Raw genomic sequence first — 18,198 nt, 5'->3', positions numbered from 1 at the left:
GAAGGCATTAACATGTGTTAATTCTGCTTAACTCTGGCAAGCGTAAGCTAGCATAGAAAAACCATAAGTAGTTGACTAGAATCACATTAGTTGTTTCTTCCTCGTTCAGTCCGTATCATTCCATCTCAGCTTATCTTCCACCTACCGTTCCACCTCGGGTTCCACCTCGGTGCATAAGACAGGTGATACAGCGAGTGAGCAGCCTCGCAGGGCGCGGGGATGCGGTGCATGGAGTTGTGAGTGATGAAACCAAAAAGCGTGATAGCAACCGATCTACAGCTACGAAAGCAGAGTCCAGGCGCCGACCCGGTGGATATGGCGGTTGCCAATGCGCCGGGCTTGTTCGTGCGAGTGACCCGCAAGCAAAAGACATTCAGGTGGGACCGAGGCAGGGGCTACAAGCCGCGGATAATCACCTACGGTGCCTTCCCCCAGCTTTCGCTCCGGGAGGCGAGGGCACGACATGCTGAGGCCCAGGCCCGGCACAAGGAGGGGATGGACCCGAGAGCGGCCGGCGGTGTGAACGAGACGGTTGCCGAGTTGGCGGAGCACTTCTATGCATCGCGAATAAAGGGACACCGTAAGCGCCCGGAGGATGTGCGGAGGACGCTGGACACGGACATCATCCCGAAGCTCGGCAGACGGCGTCTGAGTGCTGTCTCCACCCCTGAGATCAGTGAGATGGTCAGAAGCGTGGTGCAGAGAGGGGCGCCTGTTCATGCGGGCAAAGTTCTGGCTCACACCAAGCAGATGTTTCGCTTTGCCTGCTCGGAGGGCCTTATTCCCATGTCCCCGGCTGATCCACTGGACCCCGATAACCTAGGAATAGAGAACAATAGGCGGGACAGGATTCTCACGGGCGACGAGATCGGTCAGCTCTATAAAGCGCTCGATCATGCACCCAAAATGTCGCTGCAGGTAAAAACCGCCATCCGGCTGCTGCTCCTGACCGGATTGCGCTCTGGTGAATTGCGGCAAGCCACGTGGTCGGCGTTTGATCCCAGCAATGCTGTACTCACTATCCCGGTCAGCAACCAGAAGCTCTCCCGAAAGCAGGAGAGGCAGGCGCAGCCGTTTGCGTGTCCGCTGCCGCGTCAGGCTGTCGATCTCATGCGAGGGCTCAGGGGATTGGATGAGACCTGGGTTATCCCTGGCCGGAGTGATGGCGCTGGGCCGGTGACTGATCACGTCTTCGGTCGCGCCGTCCGGAGGCTCCTTGGGCTCAAGGATGAACAGGGCGAGCGCGTTCTGCCTATCCCATCGTTCAGTCCGCATGACCTGCGGCGTACCTGCCGCTCTGGTCTTAGCGCCTTGGGGGTTCCACCGCATATTGCCGAGCGATGTCTCAATCACTCGCTCGGCCGTATCGCCGACATTTACGACCGGCACGATTACCTGGAAGACAGGCGCGAGGCCCTGCAGAAATGGGCGGATCAAGTCGATCTGTATATCAAGGGCTAGACGCCCGACACACCGTCACCTAGCCGGAGGAACAGTTGATGGCCGCGAAAATACCCCGGAGTGGGCGCCGCATTGGGACGTCGGATCGTCAGATGGTATGGGTCGGTCCCGGAGTATCCCTTGAGAAAGCTGAGAGCGTCCGGGATTCAGTCAATGTCCGGCGGAAAATTATTCCCGACGACTATCCGCTGGCTCGAGAGCTCACACTGGCGCTCTGTGACTTCCGAATACGAACCGAAGTGGATGGAGCAGAGTTGTCTCTGGCTGAAGCCCGAAAATATCTCTCTGAGCTCCACAAGGCCGTTGCCCGCTACCTTGACGTATCACGAGAGATGGGGGAGCTCGCTTTCAGCTTCCTAAACAGGAGTGGTGCGTTCCGGGGGCATCAGGCGGGGCTCAGTCGTCAGTCGATGTCTGACGCCCTTGCCGAAAAAGTGGCTATAGAGAACAGGCTACAAACATTCCTCGGTGCATGCACTGCCGCGCAATCTCAAATTGAGGGCAAAAGACCAGGGAAAAGATATATGGCGGATGTTGCGGTCATGCTTCTGGCTGATGTGTATGAAGAAGCCACCGGTAGGACAGCCTACGCAAAAGAAGACGATTCCACGCCCTTCACGAGATTCGTGGCTGCCGCTCGGCCATTGTTCGGAGTCCGGTCCTTGAAAGCCTATTCTCTTCGCCAGATCTTGCGCGATAGAAAGAAGCGCTCTACCAATTTGGGGGGGGTAGTTATCGATTAAAAAATCAATGAGTAACTACCTCTGATCGCATGGTCTCTCGGTACCCATCATGTCGCCATAGACATGAACCGAGAGGCCAAGATGCTACAGATCAAAACGCCAACCCAGCAGCACGTATCTCCGCCTGAGCTACCGGAGAGCGACCCGCTGACACCAGCAGCGGTCGTCCGGTTCGAGCTCGGTCGAATCTCCAACGCAACGCTACATCGGTGGATTCGATCTGGCCGAGTCCCGGAGCCGGCCGCAGTGGTCAATGGCCGGCGGCTCTGGCGTTGGTCGACCGTACTCACCGCGAGGGAACGCCTCGTTGGAGGTGCGGAATGACGACCCCTATGGAAACAGGCTCTGCACCGGTGGCAGAGGCCCGGCGGCTTGCCGAGATGGGGGTCCCGGTCTTTCCGGTGGATCCGGAGAGTAAGGCTCCTCGCGTGAAAGGTGGGTTTCTTGCAGCGACCGACGACATCCAGCAGGTCGAAGCATGGTGGAGGTGCTGGCCCGATGCCGGGGTCGGAGTGCCGACCGGCAAGAACGGTGGAAAGTTGCCGCTACTCGTTATCGACGTGGACGTGAGGCCTGACAAAAACGGGTTTGCCTCGCTGGATCAGCTAGGTATCGAAATACCTGCGACCAGAACCCACGCGACTCCCTCGGGCGGACGACATTACCTGTTTCGCGATCCTGGCGGTTTCCGCTGCTCAGCAGACAAGCTAGCTCCGGGAGTCGATGTGCGGGCGGATGGTGGCTATATCGTCTGGCATCCTGCCGCTGGATGGCCTGTGGAGCATGCTGACACATACGCTGCTGTGCCGTGGCCGCTGCAAGCACTGGCTGCGAAGGTGGATACGCGCGGGTCCTGCTCTGCGGTCAATCATGTTTCGGCATATTGCGGGCCGGAGCGCGATGGCCATGAGCTGAATGACGTGAACCGTGAGCGCGTAAGAGACATGCTTGCCTGCATCCCGCCGGACTGCTCCCGTGATGAATGGCGAGATGTGGTCTGGTCTGTCGCGGCGCTTGACTGGGGTGACGAGGGTCGTGCACTAGCGGAGGAATGGTCCAGGACTGCGCCGTCGAAATTTGACCTGACAGATTTCACGAAGGTCTGGGGATCTTACGATGCTGATAAAGGGATTGGCGTCGGGACACTGGAGTACAAGGCGAGGCAGCACGGCTTCCAGGAAGCGACCTCGGCCATATCGGTGTCCCTGGCATCTTTGATCGATGATAAAGCGCCCGGTGACATCCTCGCGGGTAAAGTCTTTGCCCACTTGAATCGCCAGCGCATGCTTTACGTCCACGAGGAGGGACGTTGGTATCGCTGGACCGGGGACCGCTGGGCGGCATGCATCCAGGGTGAGGAGATCGAAGCGGCGAAACTAGTGGCCGATAGGGCGCTTGGTCACGCGGTGAAGCGGCACCAAGCTGACCCGAATGGGGCAAAGCGGCTACTCAATTGGGCTATAGGATTGCGCAAAGCGCCGCGCCTAGAGGCGATGCTCAAGCTGGCTCAGTCGGAGCCGGAGATGTCAGCGGCCTCACTTAATGACTTCGATCAGGATCCCGACATCATAGGGGTCCGTGGCGGAGTGCTTGATCTTCGGAGTGGGCAATTCCGGAACGCTACGCCTGCGGATCGTATTACGAAGCAAGCCGGGGAAGCGTGGAACGCTCATGCTGCCTGCCCGCAGTGGTTGCAGTTTCTCGCTGAGATCTTCCAGCATGATCAAGAGATCATCAAGTTCGTACGGAGGGCTGTCGGGTACAGCCTCACGGGGCATGCCGGCGAGGAGAGAATGTTCCTGTGCGTCGGGCACGGCGCAAACGGTAAATCGGTATTCTCAAATACTCTTGCAGCGCTTCTCGCGGATTATCACCACACGGCGCCACCGAGCCTACTCACGCGCAGGAAGGACGACAAAGGGCCGAGTGATGATCTCGCTGGGGTGTGTGGATCGCGGCTGCTGAGCATCAACGAAACCTCCGACGGAGACAGATTAGCCGAGCTGACGGTGAAACGAGTGGCAAGCCGCGAGCCCATCAGGGCCCGCCACCTGTACCAGAGCAGCTTTACGTTCACCCCCACCTTTACTCCATGGCTTCGGACGAACCACAAGCCCATCGTGACTGGCACCGACACTGGGATCTGGCGGCGAATCGTGTTGATTCCTTTCGAGCGGCAGTTCACTGAGGATGAGGCGGACCCGTCGCTTGAGAGCAGGCTTAGGCAGGAATTGCCCGGGATACTGCGGTGGGCGGTCATTGGGGCAATGGCGTGGTACCGAAGCGGGCTTCAAGTGCCGGACCGTATCAAGAGTGAGTCTAAACGCTACCGTACCGAGAGCGATCTGTTGGGGCAGTTCCTGGAGGAATGCACCAAGCCTGATCCCTCGGGGCGGGTCGAGCAGAAAGTGCTCTGGCAGCGGTGGCGGACGTTCTGCCAAGACGAGGGGGTCAGCGAGGGTTCGAAGAAGACCTTCACCCGTCGGCTTGCAGAGCGGGGAATATCGGCCACACGGAGCAACGGCAAGTCATATTACGCAGGGGTTGTCCTCCCATGACTTCGCTGCTGTTCCAACAGTGCAGGTTAGTGCAGGTTTCGGGTCTTTTCTGGAAACTCTGCCTAGTAACTCTCTCGCGTGGGGGATTTTGCGAAAAACCCCTCCATGTCGCACTAACCTGCACTCCAGCCGCCCGGCTGGGGAGTCAAGACCCCCCCAGATCACCGCAAGGAGTGCATTCCGATGACTAAGACATGGTCGGACGAGTTGCGTGAGAACGCAGCTGTCCGCGACGCCGAACTTCGCGCGCGTCACGCTAAGCGAGAGCAACGGCGCCGCTGCCAGATGGAGGCCCGGCATACGCCGATGGCTGAGCGGCTTGCCCGCCTGATCCGTGACCTGCCCGAGGATGAACGCTACCGACCGCGAAGTCTCGAGTTCTTCCAGCAGGCCCTAGCACCTCGCTACCGAGGCCGACGCGCTCATCCCGCACATGTGGCTCAGGGTCTCCGCGATCTGGGATGGCGCCGCCACCGAAACTGGCGAGGCACCGAGGCCGGGTTCCGGGCGATGTGGTACCCGCCCACCGGCACCCACCGCGAAAACGTTAATCGATCAGGAGGTCATGGCAATGAAAGATAGCAACATCACAAAGCTGGACGAGTTCGCCGATCGCAACCCCGAGGTCCACACCGAGGGTAGCAAGCAGTTTGATGTGTGGATCAAGCATCATCGAGCGGAACTGCCCGACGGACCGGGTCATGGACGCGCTCTTAGAACGGCCGAGCTCGAGTCGTATCCTACGCCGGCAAAACCTAGGCTGCTGCGCCACCACGTTGAGGCCGCAGCGAGGTCGCGGAGGCTGGCATACATAAACGTCACCAACCTACCGGCTGTGAAGTATGGAATAGATCTCCGCGGGATTATTAAGAGCATACGCGCGATCCCAGTAGGCCAGCGCGACCGCCTCGATCCGGTGTTTCAGCAGTGCGGCCTCTGGGCAGATGGACACTATCACCGCAGGCAGTTCGATCGATGGGAGGCTAATTTTGTCAGTGCCCTCGATGCCATCGACGCCGCTGAACCAGGTGGGCGCGGCAAGTACAAGCGACTATACGGAGAATATCTCCGGGCGCTCGAGTACCACCAGATGGTCTTGGCTGATCTGCACTGTGACATGCTCGACGCTCTGGGAGGCATGTTCCCGGAGTAGGTGCTGATCAGCGTCTCGTGGGACCATCTCACTGGTCAATGATGGATCTGGGGTGTGCAGCTCTAGCTCACTGGCTGTGGCTGCAATACTGATGCATTCGCGAGTGTCAGAGTCTGGGGGCGACACTCCGTGCTGTACCAGGCCTTCTTGCATCCGCGCATGTCATCGACTGCCGTTGCGTTAGTTTACGTCCAGCGTCCTAAGTTATTGAAACTTCAAACGCCGGTGGGCAGGATCAAGAAGTCTTGCTGTTCTCGGGTCAAGATTGGGGCGGCGCTGCTACCCCGCGATGGGTAAGTCCATGTCTCAAGGGTGGTGCAAACCAGCCGGTCTCGACATTGGTGCGCCAGCGATTGACTCAAACTCAGCCTTGCCGCGAGGGAACCCGTGGATCAGCTCGTCGATAATATGTCGCTTAGTGCCGTGAAAGTGCTCCTTCAGTACACACACGCATCAGCATCCCGAGTCTTTCGTGTGGCCATCGCATGGAATCAAAACCACGCAGCTTGCCGCGACACCATATGTCGCAGAGTGGTGAAAGCATAGACACAGACCCCCCATGTGAAGCGGTGCGTATGGTGAATATCGGACGCGCTCGCTTAGGTGGTCAGATATTTGCGACTCAGGCACAGGATAAATCGGACATGAAAGTCACAGTTAAGCTGCTAGCCCTTGTTGCTCTTGCCACAGTAATAGCCGGATGCCAGACGGTGCCACCGACAGACTTTACGGTTCAGGACGTCGGCATGGTTGATAACCGCAAGGATGCTGAGTTGCGCTCATTGACGGTGGGGTTTGCGCCGCAGGCTCAGCAGGATGACATGGACGCAGATTCGACGGTTCCAGGCCTATGGAAAGAGGCCTTGCAGGATGCGGTTAACCGGTCACTGGTCTTCCGGGACGACGTTGATACCAAAGTAAATCTGTCTGTCCGTATCACCGAGTTCGATGTACCAGCAGCGGGCGTGTCAATGACCACGACGGTCGCCGCTATCTACGAGATCATCGACCGATCCAACGGAGACTTGTTGTTTACCCAGAAGATTCGCTCAGAGGGAGTTGTTCCGTTCGACTACGCTTTCATGGGGGTCGTCCGAGCGACGGAGTCATGGAACCGCGCAGTGAGGAATAACATTGCGGACTTTATCAACGTGCTCGATCAAGCTGACTTGTCGACCCCAGCGTTTGAGGGAGAAGCGGATGCTTAGGATCGCGACGATCGCGATGCTTGCAGTTACGGTTGTCGCCTGCACAACAGATGGTGTGGGGCAGTATCGTGTCGAGAGCATTGGCAATGCGCAGCGTTCGATATCTGGGGAGGTTATTGCCACTAACCCGGTGCAGATCGCCAAAAATACCTCCGGAGCCGGCGGCTATGCTGGAGGGGCTCTGGGAGGTGCGATGGCCCTCGACAATTCTAGCGATGCAGCTCCAGTGGTCGCCGGGATTATTGCCGGAGCGATCATTGGCAACGCGATAGAGGCCCAAGGGAACGTATTCCCTGGTACCGAGTACGTCATCGAGACCTCGACGGGCGCCGTGCTTACCGTTGCGCAACCGAACGAGGGCAATCAGATATTTGAACCGGGAGACCGAGTGATTCTAGTTTATGGATACCCTCATCGCTTGATAGAGGACCCGCGATGAAACGCTGGTTTCTCATAGGACTCGCGTTACTGGCCGTTCTGATTACACTAGCAGTAATCTCTCCGGTCACTCCAGGCTGAGTGCTACTGTTCCGGAGCTTGTCTTTTGTTCACAGTTGGCCGACCAATGCACATTCCTGCCGAGTCAACGGCTGCAGTACGTCTTCGGGTGAAAGGAACTGACAGGCCACTCACCCACAGATATTCATTTGGCAAGTACTAAATCATGCGGGACGGGAAACCCAGTCTCGGTACTGGCGCTCGCCTATGCGATGTAGCTTTACTGCCTCAGGCGGCATGAGTTAAGGAGTGATATTGTTCGTCCCGTCTACATTACCGTCGCGTTGAAAAGCCGAACAGCAAGGTAGCTTTCACTAATGTCTGACCGTCTGAAAAATCTCATCCTGTCTCTGTGCCCGCAGGACGGGTCCACCGTTAGTAATAGCTCAATGAGGCGGCACCTGGCGGGTTCGGTACCAGAGTTGTCCGAGGCGGAGTACGCCACAGCTCGTGACGAATTGATCGCATCGGGTCTGTTGCGACGTGGAAAGGGGCGGGGCGGTTCCATAGCGCTCACCGATGACGGACAAACCCGCGGTGATGGGTACTCCGAGGGAGGTTCCGCTGAGTCTGGCTCGCCCCGTCGGGCTGGCGCGGCCGATCGGCCAAAGGCAGCTGCAGCCCAGTCCGAGCCTTCGCAGATCCTGAGCTACCGCCACGACGAGACCAGAGTGAACAACCCTGAGGTCGGAATGGTTCATGCTGGTACCGATCCGGATAGTAAAAAGACCGAGTGGGCCTACGACCCGCATCTCGACCCAGATCTGAACTTCGACAGCGCGCGTGCGGGAATCGAGAGGCTGATCGATGACGCGCTGGCCAGCGACGACCGGGAGCGCATGAGAGAAGCATTACACGAGCTGAAGCGACTGCAGGCGCCCTATTTAAACTGGACAGGCAAGGCGGAGCGAACGAGCTTTGAGGTTGATACCGTTTCGCTTCATGTCCACGAACGAGTGGACCCGGCGACGATCCTCGCCAAGGCCGCGAAGCGGCTAAAGGGTAAGGACGGCGCGACGCAATTGCAGCAGTCGGACTTGTTCGCGGCGCCGTTCGAGAACCTGCCGCTGCGCCAGGCGCTGGATTTCTACCACCACGAAAAGGGCTGGTCGAATCGGCTGGTGGCGGGCGACAGCCTGCTGGTGATGAACTCGCTACTCACCAAGGAGAGTATGGGCGGCAAGGTTCAGATGATCTATATCGATCCACCCTATGGCATTAAGTACGGCTCGAACTTCCAGCCCTTCACGAACAAGCGCGACGTGAAAGACCGCTCGGACGACGACTTGACGCAGGAACCGGAGATGATCAAGGCGTTTCGGGACACCTGGGAGCTCGGCATCCATTCCTACCTCACCTATCTGCGCGACCGGCTGATGCTGTCTCGGGAATTGCTCACCGAGAGTGGGTCGGTGTTCGTCCAGATTTCGGATGAAAACGTGCACCGAGTCCGGACTTTAATGGATGAGGTTTTTGGAGAAGAAAATTTCGTTTGCGAGATAATTCTGAAAAAAGGTGGGACCGCAACCTCGAAAAAACTAGCGTCAAATTGCGACTTCATTCTTTTTTACGCAAAAAATCGACAACTCTCAAAGTATCGACAACTTTATTCTCGAAAAATTGCAGGGTTGGGCGAGTCTACTGGCGAGAGATATGACCAAGTTGAGCAAGCCAACGGTCTGCGTCGAGCAATGACAAAGCAAGAAAAAGATGGGTCTATCAGTTTTCCCAAAGGCTCGCGGATCTTCAAACAATCGAATCCAGCATCGCAGCACGATAACCCTCAGCATCGCATGGACCCTCTTGTTTTTGAGGGCAATAGCTTTGTACCCCCTGGAGATCGCCAGTGGGCAAGTAATCCGACATCGATGAGGCGTGTCTTGAAAGCTAACCGCTTGGTGTCCACCGGCAAGAACCTGGCTTACGTGATGTACTTGGATGACTACCCAGCTGTTCCGCTAAACAACTTGTGGACTGATACCTTGATGCGATCGACGAAGGTCTATGTTGTTGAAACAGCTACTTCAGCTGTGGAACGCTGCCTCCTCATGACCACCGACCCCAGCGATCTGGTGCTCGACCCGACCTGCGGCTCCGGCACCACCTCCGTCGTCGCCGAGAAATGGGGGCGACGCTGGATCACCTGTGACACCTCTCGCGTCGCGATCACGCTGGCCAAGCAGCGGCTGATGACCGCTAGTTTCGACTACTACGCCCTGCGCTATCCACATGAGGGGCTGAACGGCGGCTTCGACTACGAGACCGTGCCGCACATCACGCTGAAGAGCATCGCGAACAACCCCGATATCGACACGATCTACGACGAGGACCATCCGAAGATCGCATCGGCGCTGGAAGACCTGAACGCCGCACTGACCTCCAGCCCGCCGAAGCCGCTCCAGCCGGCTCAGGGCGTGCGCAAGGGCAAACCGGTGAACTTCGCCAAGGGTGACACCCTGCACGAATGGGAGGTGCCGTTCGACTGGTCGGACGATTGGCCGGAGGCCGCCCGCGCGCCATTCGACGCCTTCCACGCCGCCCGTCAAGCGATGCAGCGCCGCATGGATCAGTCCATCGCCGACCATGCGAAGCAGGAGACGCTCTACGACAAGCCGCGCATCGACAAATCCAAGCTGCGCATCTGCGGGCCTTTCTCGGTCGAGGCAGTACCAGCGCCGACCGTTCTGTCGCTGGACGAGAGCATGCCGCTGCAGGAAGCCGACGAGACCGTCGCCCGCTCCGGCGAGACCTCCCGCCAGGCGCTCTGGCGCGACGAACTGCTCAAGACCGGCGTGCGCGGAAAGGGCGGCGCCACGCTCCGCTTCGCCGAGTTCGAGACGCTGCCGGGGCTGAAGCACATCCACGCCAGCGGGTCGCTGGCCGAGACGGGCGAACGCGTCCTCGTCAGCTTCGGCCCCGAGCATGCGGCGCTGGAGCAGCGGCAGGTGGAACTGGCACTGACCGAGGCCGAGACCCTTCGCCCGTCGCCCAAATTCGTCCTGTTCTGCGCCTTCACCTTCGATCCCGAGGCCGCGAAGGACATCGACGAGGTGAGCTGGCCGGGAGTTACGCTGCTCAAGGCGCAGATGAACACCGACCTCTTGACCGAAGACTTGAAGAGGAAGCGCGGGTCAAACCAGTCCTTCTGGCTGATGGGCCAGCCGGACGTGGAACTGCGCAAGCGCGAGGACGGGCTTTGGGAGGTCGAGGTGAGCGGCTTCGACTATTTCGACCCGAAGACGGGCGATCTGATCTCCGGCGGCAAGAGGCAGATTGCGATGTGGGAGCTGGACACCGACTACGACAACCGGTCGCTGATGCCGCATCAGGTGTTCTTCCCGATGGCGGACGGCAAGGGCGGCTGGAACCGCCTGCGCAAGACGATCCGCGCAGAACTGGACGAAGAGCTGCTGGAACAGTTTCACGGGACCACGTCGCTGCCCTTCGAACCCGGGGAGAATCGGCGGATCGCCGTCAAGATCGTGGACGACCGCGGTATCGAGTCACTCAAGATCATGCAGCTCGGGGAATAGCACCATGTCCCTGATCATAAATAAGCCCTGGGAGTGCCCCCAGCAGCACTGGGTCGACGGCACGGGCGGCCAGCTGAAAATCAAGCCGGAGCGGCGACCGGCAAGCTATGAAGTCTTCGACGCCCGTACCAATACAAAGCGAGTACATGACCTCGACTTGGTCAACACGATCAGGGAACGCTCGGATCAATGGCGGGCGGACGGCTGGCCGGGCGTGACGATTGTGACGCGGAAACTGCTGGAGCACTGGTATGACCAGGAGGCTCGTCAGCACCCTTTCTATTTCTGTCAGCTAGAGGCCATCGAGACGCTGATCTGGTGGGTCGAGGGTTTGGCAGCCTACAAGCAAGGCATCTTCATCCCAGGCGATGGCGGCGACTGGCAGCGGCTCTGCAATAAGATGGCGACTGGCGCCGGTAAGACCATGGTGATGGCGATGGTCATCACTTGGCAGGTGCTTAATGCTGTGACCTATCCTAAGCGGAACAAGGATTTCAGCCGTGCAGTTTTCATCGTAGCGCCCGGGCTAACCGTTAAGGAACGGTTGCAGGTGCTGCGCCCGAGCGAGGGTAGCTATTATGACGAGTTCAACCTGTGCCCCTCCGAGGCCCTGCGGCAGAAGCTGAACCAGGCCGAAATCCTTATCGAGAACTGGCACACGCTGATGCCGTTGAAGGAAGTGGACCGCTCAGTGGTAAAGAAGGGCCGGGAGTCTGACGAGGCGTTTACTCGGCGGGTGCTGGGCAATCTGGCCGCGCACAAAGACATTATCGTAATCAATGACGAGGCGCACCACGCCTATCGCAAGCCACCCGAGGTCAAGATCAGCAAAAAGGACGCGGCCGAACAGGGCATCGATCTTGATGAGGCAACGCGGTGGATCGAGGGACTGGACCGTATCCACAAGACTCGTCGTATTCAGCGCTGTTTCGATCTGTCTGCGACCCCGTTCGCGCCGACCGGTAAAAAAAGCACCGAGATTGCGTTGTTCGACTGGATTGTCTCCGATTTCGGGTTGAACGACGCGATTGAAGCGGGGCTGGTGAAAACGCCGCGTGTGGTGGTTCGCGACGACGCCATCCCGGACGCAAAGACCCTGCGCTCAAAGCTATACCACCTTTACCGAGAAGATTCTGTACACCAGGACTTGAACCGAAAGGCGGAGCTTCATGAGGCGCTGCCGAAGCTGGTGCAGGACGCCTATACACTGCTCGGCGCCGATTGGCGAGAAACTCGCGCGCGCTGGCAGGAGGCAGGGCATCACTCGCCGCCCGTTATGCTCACTGTTTGCAACCGGACCGAAACCGCGGCGCGCATCGAGCACTACTTCAATCGCGGGGATGCACACTGGCCAGAGTTGAGCGCACCGACGCGGACGCTCCGGGTCGATTCCAAGGTTCTGGAAAAGGCCGAAATCGGGGAATCGGCATCATCTGACAAGGATTACGAGGCGCGTCTCAACGCGATCGTCGGTGCAGCGGATATTCCACCGACCATCCGCAACGAGATCCGCTCGTTGAAGAAGGAAGACCTGCTTCGTGAAATTATTGACAACGTCGGCAAGCGCGGGACGGGCGGACAAGATTTGCAGAACGTTGTATCCGTGCAGATGTTGTCTGAAGGGTGGGATGCCAAGAACGTGACGCACATCATGGGGCTCCGGGCCTTCACTTCTCAGTTGCTCTGCGAGCAGGTCGTCGGACGCGGCCTACGCCGCGTGTCCTACGACACCGATGAGAACGGGCTTTTCCTTCCAGAGTATGTGAACGTATTCGGTGTGCCGCTCTCGATCTCGGAAACCGCTGCAGGCGGTGAGCCGCCGCCACCACCGAAGCCAACAACGCAGATTGAGGTGGTGCCGGATCGAGCGCATCTGGAGCTTAAATGGCCGAATGTTCTGCGTGTCGAAACGGTTGTCAAACCGGAGCTCGCCATCGACTGGAACAAGATCCAGCCGCTTGTCCTCGATCCGGCCAGCACACCGATCAGCGCTGAACTCGCCCCGGCGCTAGGCGGCGCGACAGACATGGGTAAGGTCACCGCGATCGACCTTGAGGAGCTGCCGGATGGGTTCCGCCTACAGCGACTCGTGTTCCAAGCGGCCCGGAAGGCATTTGCCGAGCTCAGCCACGGCTTCAATGGGACTCATGAATACCTGGCTGCGCAGCTGGTGAGGATTGTCGAAGCCTTCATGAAATCTGATCGCCTCGAAATCCCGTCGCTGTTTCACGCCGAACCGCTCAGGCGACGCATTCTCATCGCGCTAAACATCGATCGCGTAGTTCAGCATGTTCTGAGCAACGTGACTGAGCAGAATACGCAACGTCTGACTCCAGTGTATGACGAGGAATCGCCGATCGGTACAACGGGGTTGATGCGCACCTGGTATACGACCAAGCCGTGCTTCCCAACGACCAAGTCGCATATCAGCCATCTGGTCGGAGATTCTGCCTGGGAAGGCCACGCGGCTAACGTATTCGAGAAGCGCGATGATGTTCTCGCATACGCCAAGAACGATCATCTCGGCTTTAAAGTATTTTATATGTGGGCGGGTTCCCGTCGGCGATACGCCCCCGATTTCTTGGTACTGCTTGCCAACGGGATGACGCTCTTACTCGAAATCAAAGGTACCGATAGCCCGCAGAACAGAGCTAAACATGCGACCCTCGATGAATGGGTTGCGGCAATGAATATGACTGGTGGCTTTGGGTTGTGGGCATGGGATGTAGCTTTTAATCCGAACGAAGTGGAGGACATAGTGACAAAGCACGCAACCACACCGCAACATACTATTCGACACTCTTTAATGAATTAATGAATCGCTAGTTATCGAGCAGGACATAAAATGGTAATACCTTCAAAAAACGGAAATTTTAGCGAGTAAAAATCTGATCTATGACGGATTAGGTGGATTGGTGTTTTTTAGTGATTACCTTGCGGTCCAGTTATTGGATAGACGGTTATTGCTTCTTCGTAATGTTAATCGTATTATTGAGATTATTTTGCTAGATCAGGCGCTAGCCATATTTTATAACGTTCATACATCTATTACTTGCGGGGCATTAAGAATGCGATAAGAATCGCGGGGAGGAAGAGTCCGAGTATCCACCCGGCAACGGAACTTACAAGAATTCCGATCAATCCTGCATTTGACGCGATGCCACCTGCAATCCCTCCAGCGAAACCGGCAGGTGAGAAAGATTCAACTGCGATTTCTGGTTCTTCAAATGATCTGGGGCGAATATTGAATATGACTCCGATTACGCCTCCAATAAAAGCGCCAGCTAACAACCCTGAGATGATCGTGTCTCCGAGAGATCCAGCTATTAAACCGGCTATTCCGCCAATGATTGCTGCTGATGCGACGCTGGCTATTTGCATTTAATATCCTTTTTTTAACCAGGACGAACAAATCGGAAAGGTTTTCTCATATCGGTTTGCTATTTTTGGGTTAGTTATACATTATTTTTTTCTTCCTCAGTCTTCGGAAAATGCCAGATACATGTGCTACTAGACAAGGTACTGGATTGGGTGCTGCGTATTTCTTCCGAGGGACAGGAAAAACTAGCATAAAGACCCGGTGTGGATTCCCGAGTATTCTTCGTTTTGCCAACGTTTCTAGCGTTGGGCATACGCAAAGCATATTCACTGCACAACATTCTGTATTTATTTGGCACCTTGCCAAATTACAACAAGACACGTCCAGTGTAGTTTACCGCGAAGCATCTCTGTTCCACTTTCGACATAGGCGGATTAGCTGTTCACTAACTTCTTTTTCCGACATGTTCAAATGAAGCTGTATCTCCATCGTGTTCTCTAGCCAATCAGCGGCGGCTTCTGCGCCATCTGTACGTGATATCCGAATTAAGCACTTCGTTATTTCCGGGTGTAAATGCATAAAGTTGACGCCCCGTTTATTCATAACGAGCTGGAGTTCTTTTTGAAGAGCTCTGTACTCAGATGCGTTTTTCTTCCAATCTTTAAAGAACTGCAATTTTTTCTCTTCGTTTATTTTTAAACATAGGTTAATTTCTGCTCGTATGTATGCTAGGCAATCTTTTAATATGGCCGCTATCTGCCGCCTTTCCGCCAAGGGATTTTTCGGGTCAAGTAAAATTCATTTAATTAAATGTTGTCTAAGGTTCGGGAATATTGGCAAGAAGTGTGTGAGAAATGCAAGAAGGGTGCAAGAAATGTAAGACGCCGTCGGGCGCGGTAAGATTGGTGAGGGTTTAGTTTCGGATAAACCAGCCCGCGCTCCATTTTCCGAGGTACTGTCTCAGAGCGACAGGGGTACCGACAGTGTCTGTGTTGCGGTTGGTCGCTACCTCCACTGGCGTCGCCTCGCACCACCCTTGCGAGGCAGCTACTGAATCCCTACCCCTAGCAGGAAACGTCACGGTTCCGTTGGAATGTCTCGGGGTAGGGGCGGGACCTCTCGGTTATGTATGGAACTCGCCGCCCAGTGAAGCGCCCTTGCCTCCCTCCGCGCCGGTACTGGCTGCAGGACTGCTAAGAGCCCAATTATCATGGGTAGGGTGGGGCGTTTCCAGGAAGCCTTACCGCCGACTGTAATGCGACCGTGGGAGCCTATAACTGATCGCTGCTGACACCCGGGGTAGTCCCGAAAGGGTTCGCACGGGCCGAGCTCGGCATTGAAGTCGTGTTCCGGGGTCAGTTCGCCGCAGATGAAAGAGTGGTTATGGGCCTGAAAGCGGCAGCTCGGGAGTCACTCGATCTGCTGATGGGGCGGGATGCGGCGTACAACGAGGCCACCATCCACATTTTGGGCTCCACCGAGATTTGAGGCCGTCGACCGCCAGATTTAAATGGTTGGCGGGTTATGCGCCCCATCGCCGCGAGCGGGCGCGCGAATTCGCTTTGCTGTTGTAGTACCGGCGATGGATGGCGAGTCGATCGACGGAGAGGATATCTTGCCTGACGGGGGAAAACGAACCAAAAGCCTGTGTAGAGGGCCACCTAACCGTCTCATGGCAGCCAGTGCGTAACCGACTAGCGGCTGTAAGGGCCCTAACACATTTTGGGCGAACTGGTCCGAGATGTACGAGCACGCCGTATGTGGGGGTGGGCGCCCCGAGGTCGTTGGGTCGAGGTGGGTACCCCCACCCCCCTAAGCTGGGGATGAACGCAGCTGGGCGTGTGAGTTTATCCCTCTCGGTCCACGCTCTGATGACTCTTCGAGCTCTCCGGTAATGGCTCGCAGATAGACCTTCGCGATGCTTGAGAGCACTCCCAGTCCGCATCTGCCCGCATGCGAGGGTGATCCGGCGAGCTCGAGACGCGCACGGATTCCACCCAGCGTTCCACCTTTTGTCTGTCGTTGCCAGGAGCGGAAGCACGTAAGTAATTGAAAAGGTTGGTGGGCGGTGCTGGGATCGAACCAGCGACCCCTGCCGTGTGAAGGCAGTGCTCTCCCGCTGAGCTAACCGCCCAACCGAGCGTGAAGTTTAGGAAGTCGCCCCATGACTGTCAACGCGGCCCCGCCGCGTCAGGCTGGCCGTTTACCCGCGTCAATCGCTAAACTGTCACGTTTTCAGACAACGAAGGCTGCCATGACCGTCACCACTCGATTCGCGCCGAGTCCCACCGGCTATCTGCATATTGGCGGCGCCCGCACGGCGCTATTCTGCTGGCTCTACGCACGGCGCCATGGTGGCCGCTTCGTTCTGCGCATCGAAGACACGGACCTGGAGCGCTCGACGCCTGAGGCGATCAACGCGATCCTCGAGGGGATGAGCTGGCTGGGTCTGGACTACGACGAGGGGCCTCTTTACCAGACCCACCGCTTCGATCGCTATCGCGAAGTCATCGACCGCATGCTGGAGGAGGGCACCGCCTACCGCTGCTACTGTTCTCGCGAGCGGCTTGATGCGCTACGTGCCGACCAGCAGGCGAGAAAGGAGAAGCCCCGTTATGACGGGCGCTGCCGCGATCTGACCGAGCCGCCGGCGGATGCTGAGGGCGAGCCGGTGATCCGCTTTCGTCAGCCACGCGCGGGTCATACGGTGGTCGACGACCAGGTCAAGGGCAAGGTGGTATTCGACAACGCCGAGCTCGATGACCTGATCATCGCCCGGGCGGATGGCTCGCCCACCTACAACTTTGTCGTGGTGGTGGATGACATGGATATGGACATCACCCATGTGATCCGCGGTGACGATCATCTTAATAACAGCGCCCGCCAGGGCAACATCCTCCGGGCGCTTGGCGTCGAGCCGCCGGTCTATGCGCATGTGCCCATGATCCTGGACGAGTCGGGCAAGAAACTGTCCAAGCGTGCCGGCGCGGCCAGTGTCATGGAGTATCGCGATGCCGGCTATCTGCCCGAGGCGGTCATCAATTATCTGGTCCGCCTCGGGTGGGCGCATGGCGACCAGGAGGTGTTCGGCCTCGATGAGATGATCGAGTACTTCGATATCGCCGATATCAATCACTCGGCATCAAGCCTGAATCCCTCCAAGCTTGACTGGCTCAACCAGCACTATATGAAGACGCTGCCGCCGGCGCATGTGGCCCGGCACCTGGCCTGGCATCTGGGGGCAATGGATATCGACCCGGGCGCCGATGACGGGCCGGATATCGAGCGGGTCGTCCAGGCGCAGGCGGAGCGCAGTAAGACGCTGGTGGAGATGGCCGAAAACAGCCGGTTCTTCTACCGCGAGCCCGAGGGCTATGACGAGAAGTCGGCGCGCAAGCATCTCAAGGGCTCCGACACCGTGCTGGCAGCCCTTGTCGACGCGCTCTCCGCGTTGCAGGACTGGCATGCCGAGGCCATCCATCAGGCGGTCAGCGGCGTGGCCGAGGAGCAGGAGCTCAAGATGGGCAAGGTGGCGCAGCCACTGCGTGTCGCGGTGTCGGGTGGACCGGTTTCACCGCCCATCGACATCACGCTTGAGCTCCTTGGCCGCGAGACGGCGCTGTCGCGTATCGGCAAGGCCCTTGAGTGGGCCATGCGGCAGGCGCAAAGCAACGCCTGAGCAGCGGTGGGGCGGCATTGGCCTTGACAGCATCGGGGCCAATTCC

General features: G+C 57.7%; 10 protein-coding genes and 1 tRNA gene. 9 read left to right on the top strand and 2 right to left on the bottom strand.

Translation table 11 applies throughout. From position 1 onward, the window contains the following. Positions 1–243 precede the first annotated feature (243 nt). The 8 genes from V6X63_RS08790 to V6X63_RS08755 all read left to right on the top strand — a co-directional run bounded on the left by V6X63_RS08790 (position 244) and on the right by V6X63_RS08755 (position 13,969). The gene (locus V6X63_RS08790) at positions 244–1,461 is read left to right on the top strand and encodes a tyrosine-type recombinase/integrase (RefSeq protein ID WP_367978667.1); all 1,218 of its coding nucleotides are present in this window, start codon (positions 244–246) and stop codon (positions 1,459–1,461) included. A gap of 92 nt (positions 1,462–1,553) precedes the next feature. Further along, positions 1,554–2,204: a hypothetical protein gene (locus tag V6X63_RS08785; protein WP_367978666.1), complete on the top strand. Its 651-nt coding sequence runs from the start codon at positions 1,554–1,556 to the stop codon at positions 2,202–2,204. 320 nt (positions 2,205–2,524) lie between these two features. After that, positions 2,525–4,762: a phage/plasmid primase, P4 family gene (locus V6X63_RS08780; RefSeq protein WP_367978665.1), complete on the top strand. Its 2,238-nt coding sequence runs from the start codon at positions 2,525–2,527 to the stop codon at positions 4,760–4,762. A gap of 571 nt (positions 4,763–5,333) precedes the next feature. After that, positions 5,334–5,915, top strand: coding sequence for a hypothetical protein (locus V6X63_RS08775; protein WP_367978664.1), 582 nt, complete (start codon positions 5,334–5,336; stop codon positions 5,913–5,915). Between the two features lie 644 nt (positions 5,916–6,559). Further along, complete coding sequence (locus tag V6X63_RS08770; RefSeq protein ID WP_367978663.1) at positions 6,560–7,123, top strand: hypothetical protein; 564 nt, start codon at positions 6,560–6,562, stop codon at positions 7,121–7,123. Then, positions 7,116–7,562 carry a hypothetical protein gene (locus tag V6X63_RS08765; RefSeq protein WP_367978662.1) on the top strand — a complete coding sequence of 149 codons (447 nt, stop codon included), beginning with the start codon at positions 7,116–7,118 and terminating at the stop codon, positions 7,560–7,562. The genes V6X63_RS08770 and V6X63_RS08765 overlap by 8 nt, the downstream gene beginning before the upstream one ends. A gap of 730 nt (positions 7,563–8,292) precedes the next feature. Then, positions 8,293–11,154, top strand: coding sequence for a site-specific DNA-methyltransferase (locus V6X63_RS08760; RefSeq protein WP_367978661.1), 2,862 nt, complete (start codon positions 8,293–8,295; stop codon positions 11,152–11,154). A gap of 4 nt (positions 11,155–11,158) precedes the next feature. Further along, positions 11,159–13,969, top strand: coding sequence for a BPTD_3080 family restriction endonuclease (locus V6X63_RS08755; RefSeq protein ID WP_367978660.1), 2,811 nt, complete (start codon positions 11,159–11,161; stop codon positions 13,967–13,969). A 233-nt stretch (positions 13,970–14,202) separates the two neighbouring features. Here the strand turns inward: V6X63_RS08755 and V6X63_RS08750 are convergent, their stop codons facing one another. Together V6X63_RS08750 and V6X63_RS08745 are read right to left on the bottom strand one after the other, a co-directional pair. Next, positions 14,203–14,535, bottom strand: a complete 333-nt coding sequence (locus tag V6X63_RS08750; RefSeq protein ID WP_367978659.1) for a hypothetical protein — start codon at positions 14,533–14,535, stop codon at positions 14,203–14,205. Between the two features lie 1,997 nt (positions 14,536–16,532). After that, positions 16,533–16,607 (bottom strand) — tRNA-Val (locus V6X63_RS08745). A 120-nt stretch (positions 16,608–16,727) separates the two neighbouring features. On the opposite strand from V6X63_RS08745, the gene gltX reads away from it, so the two are divergent. After that, complete coding sequence (gene gltX, locus V6X63_RS08740; RefSeq protein ID WP_367978658.1) at positions 16,728–18,152, top strand: glutamate--tRNA ligase; 1,425 nt, start codon at positions 16,728–16,730, stop codon at positions 18,150–18,152. The last annotated feature ends 46 nt before the right edge of the window (positions 18,153–18,198 follow it).

This window comes from Spiribacter onubensis (assembly GCF_040838425.1).
GTDB lineage: Bacteria > Pseudomonadota > Gammaproteobacteria > Nitrococcales > Nitrococcaceae > Spiribacter > Spiribacter onubensis.
This window is presented reverse-complemented; position numbering and strand designations above follow the sequence as displayed.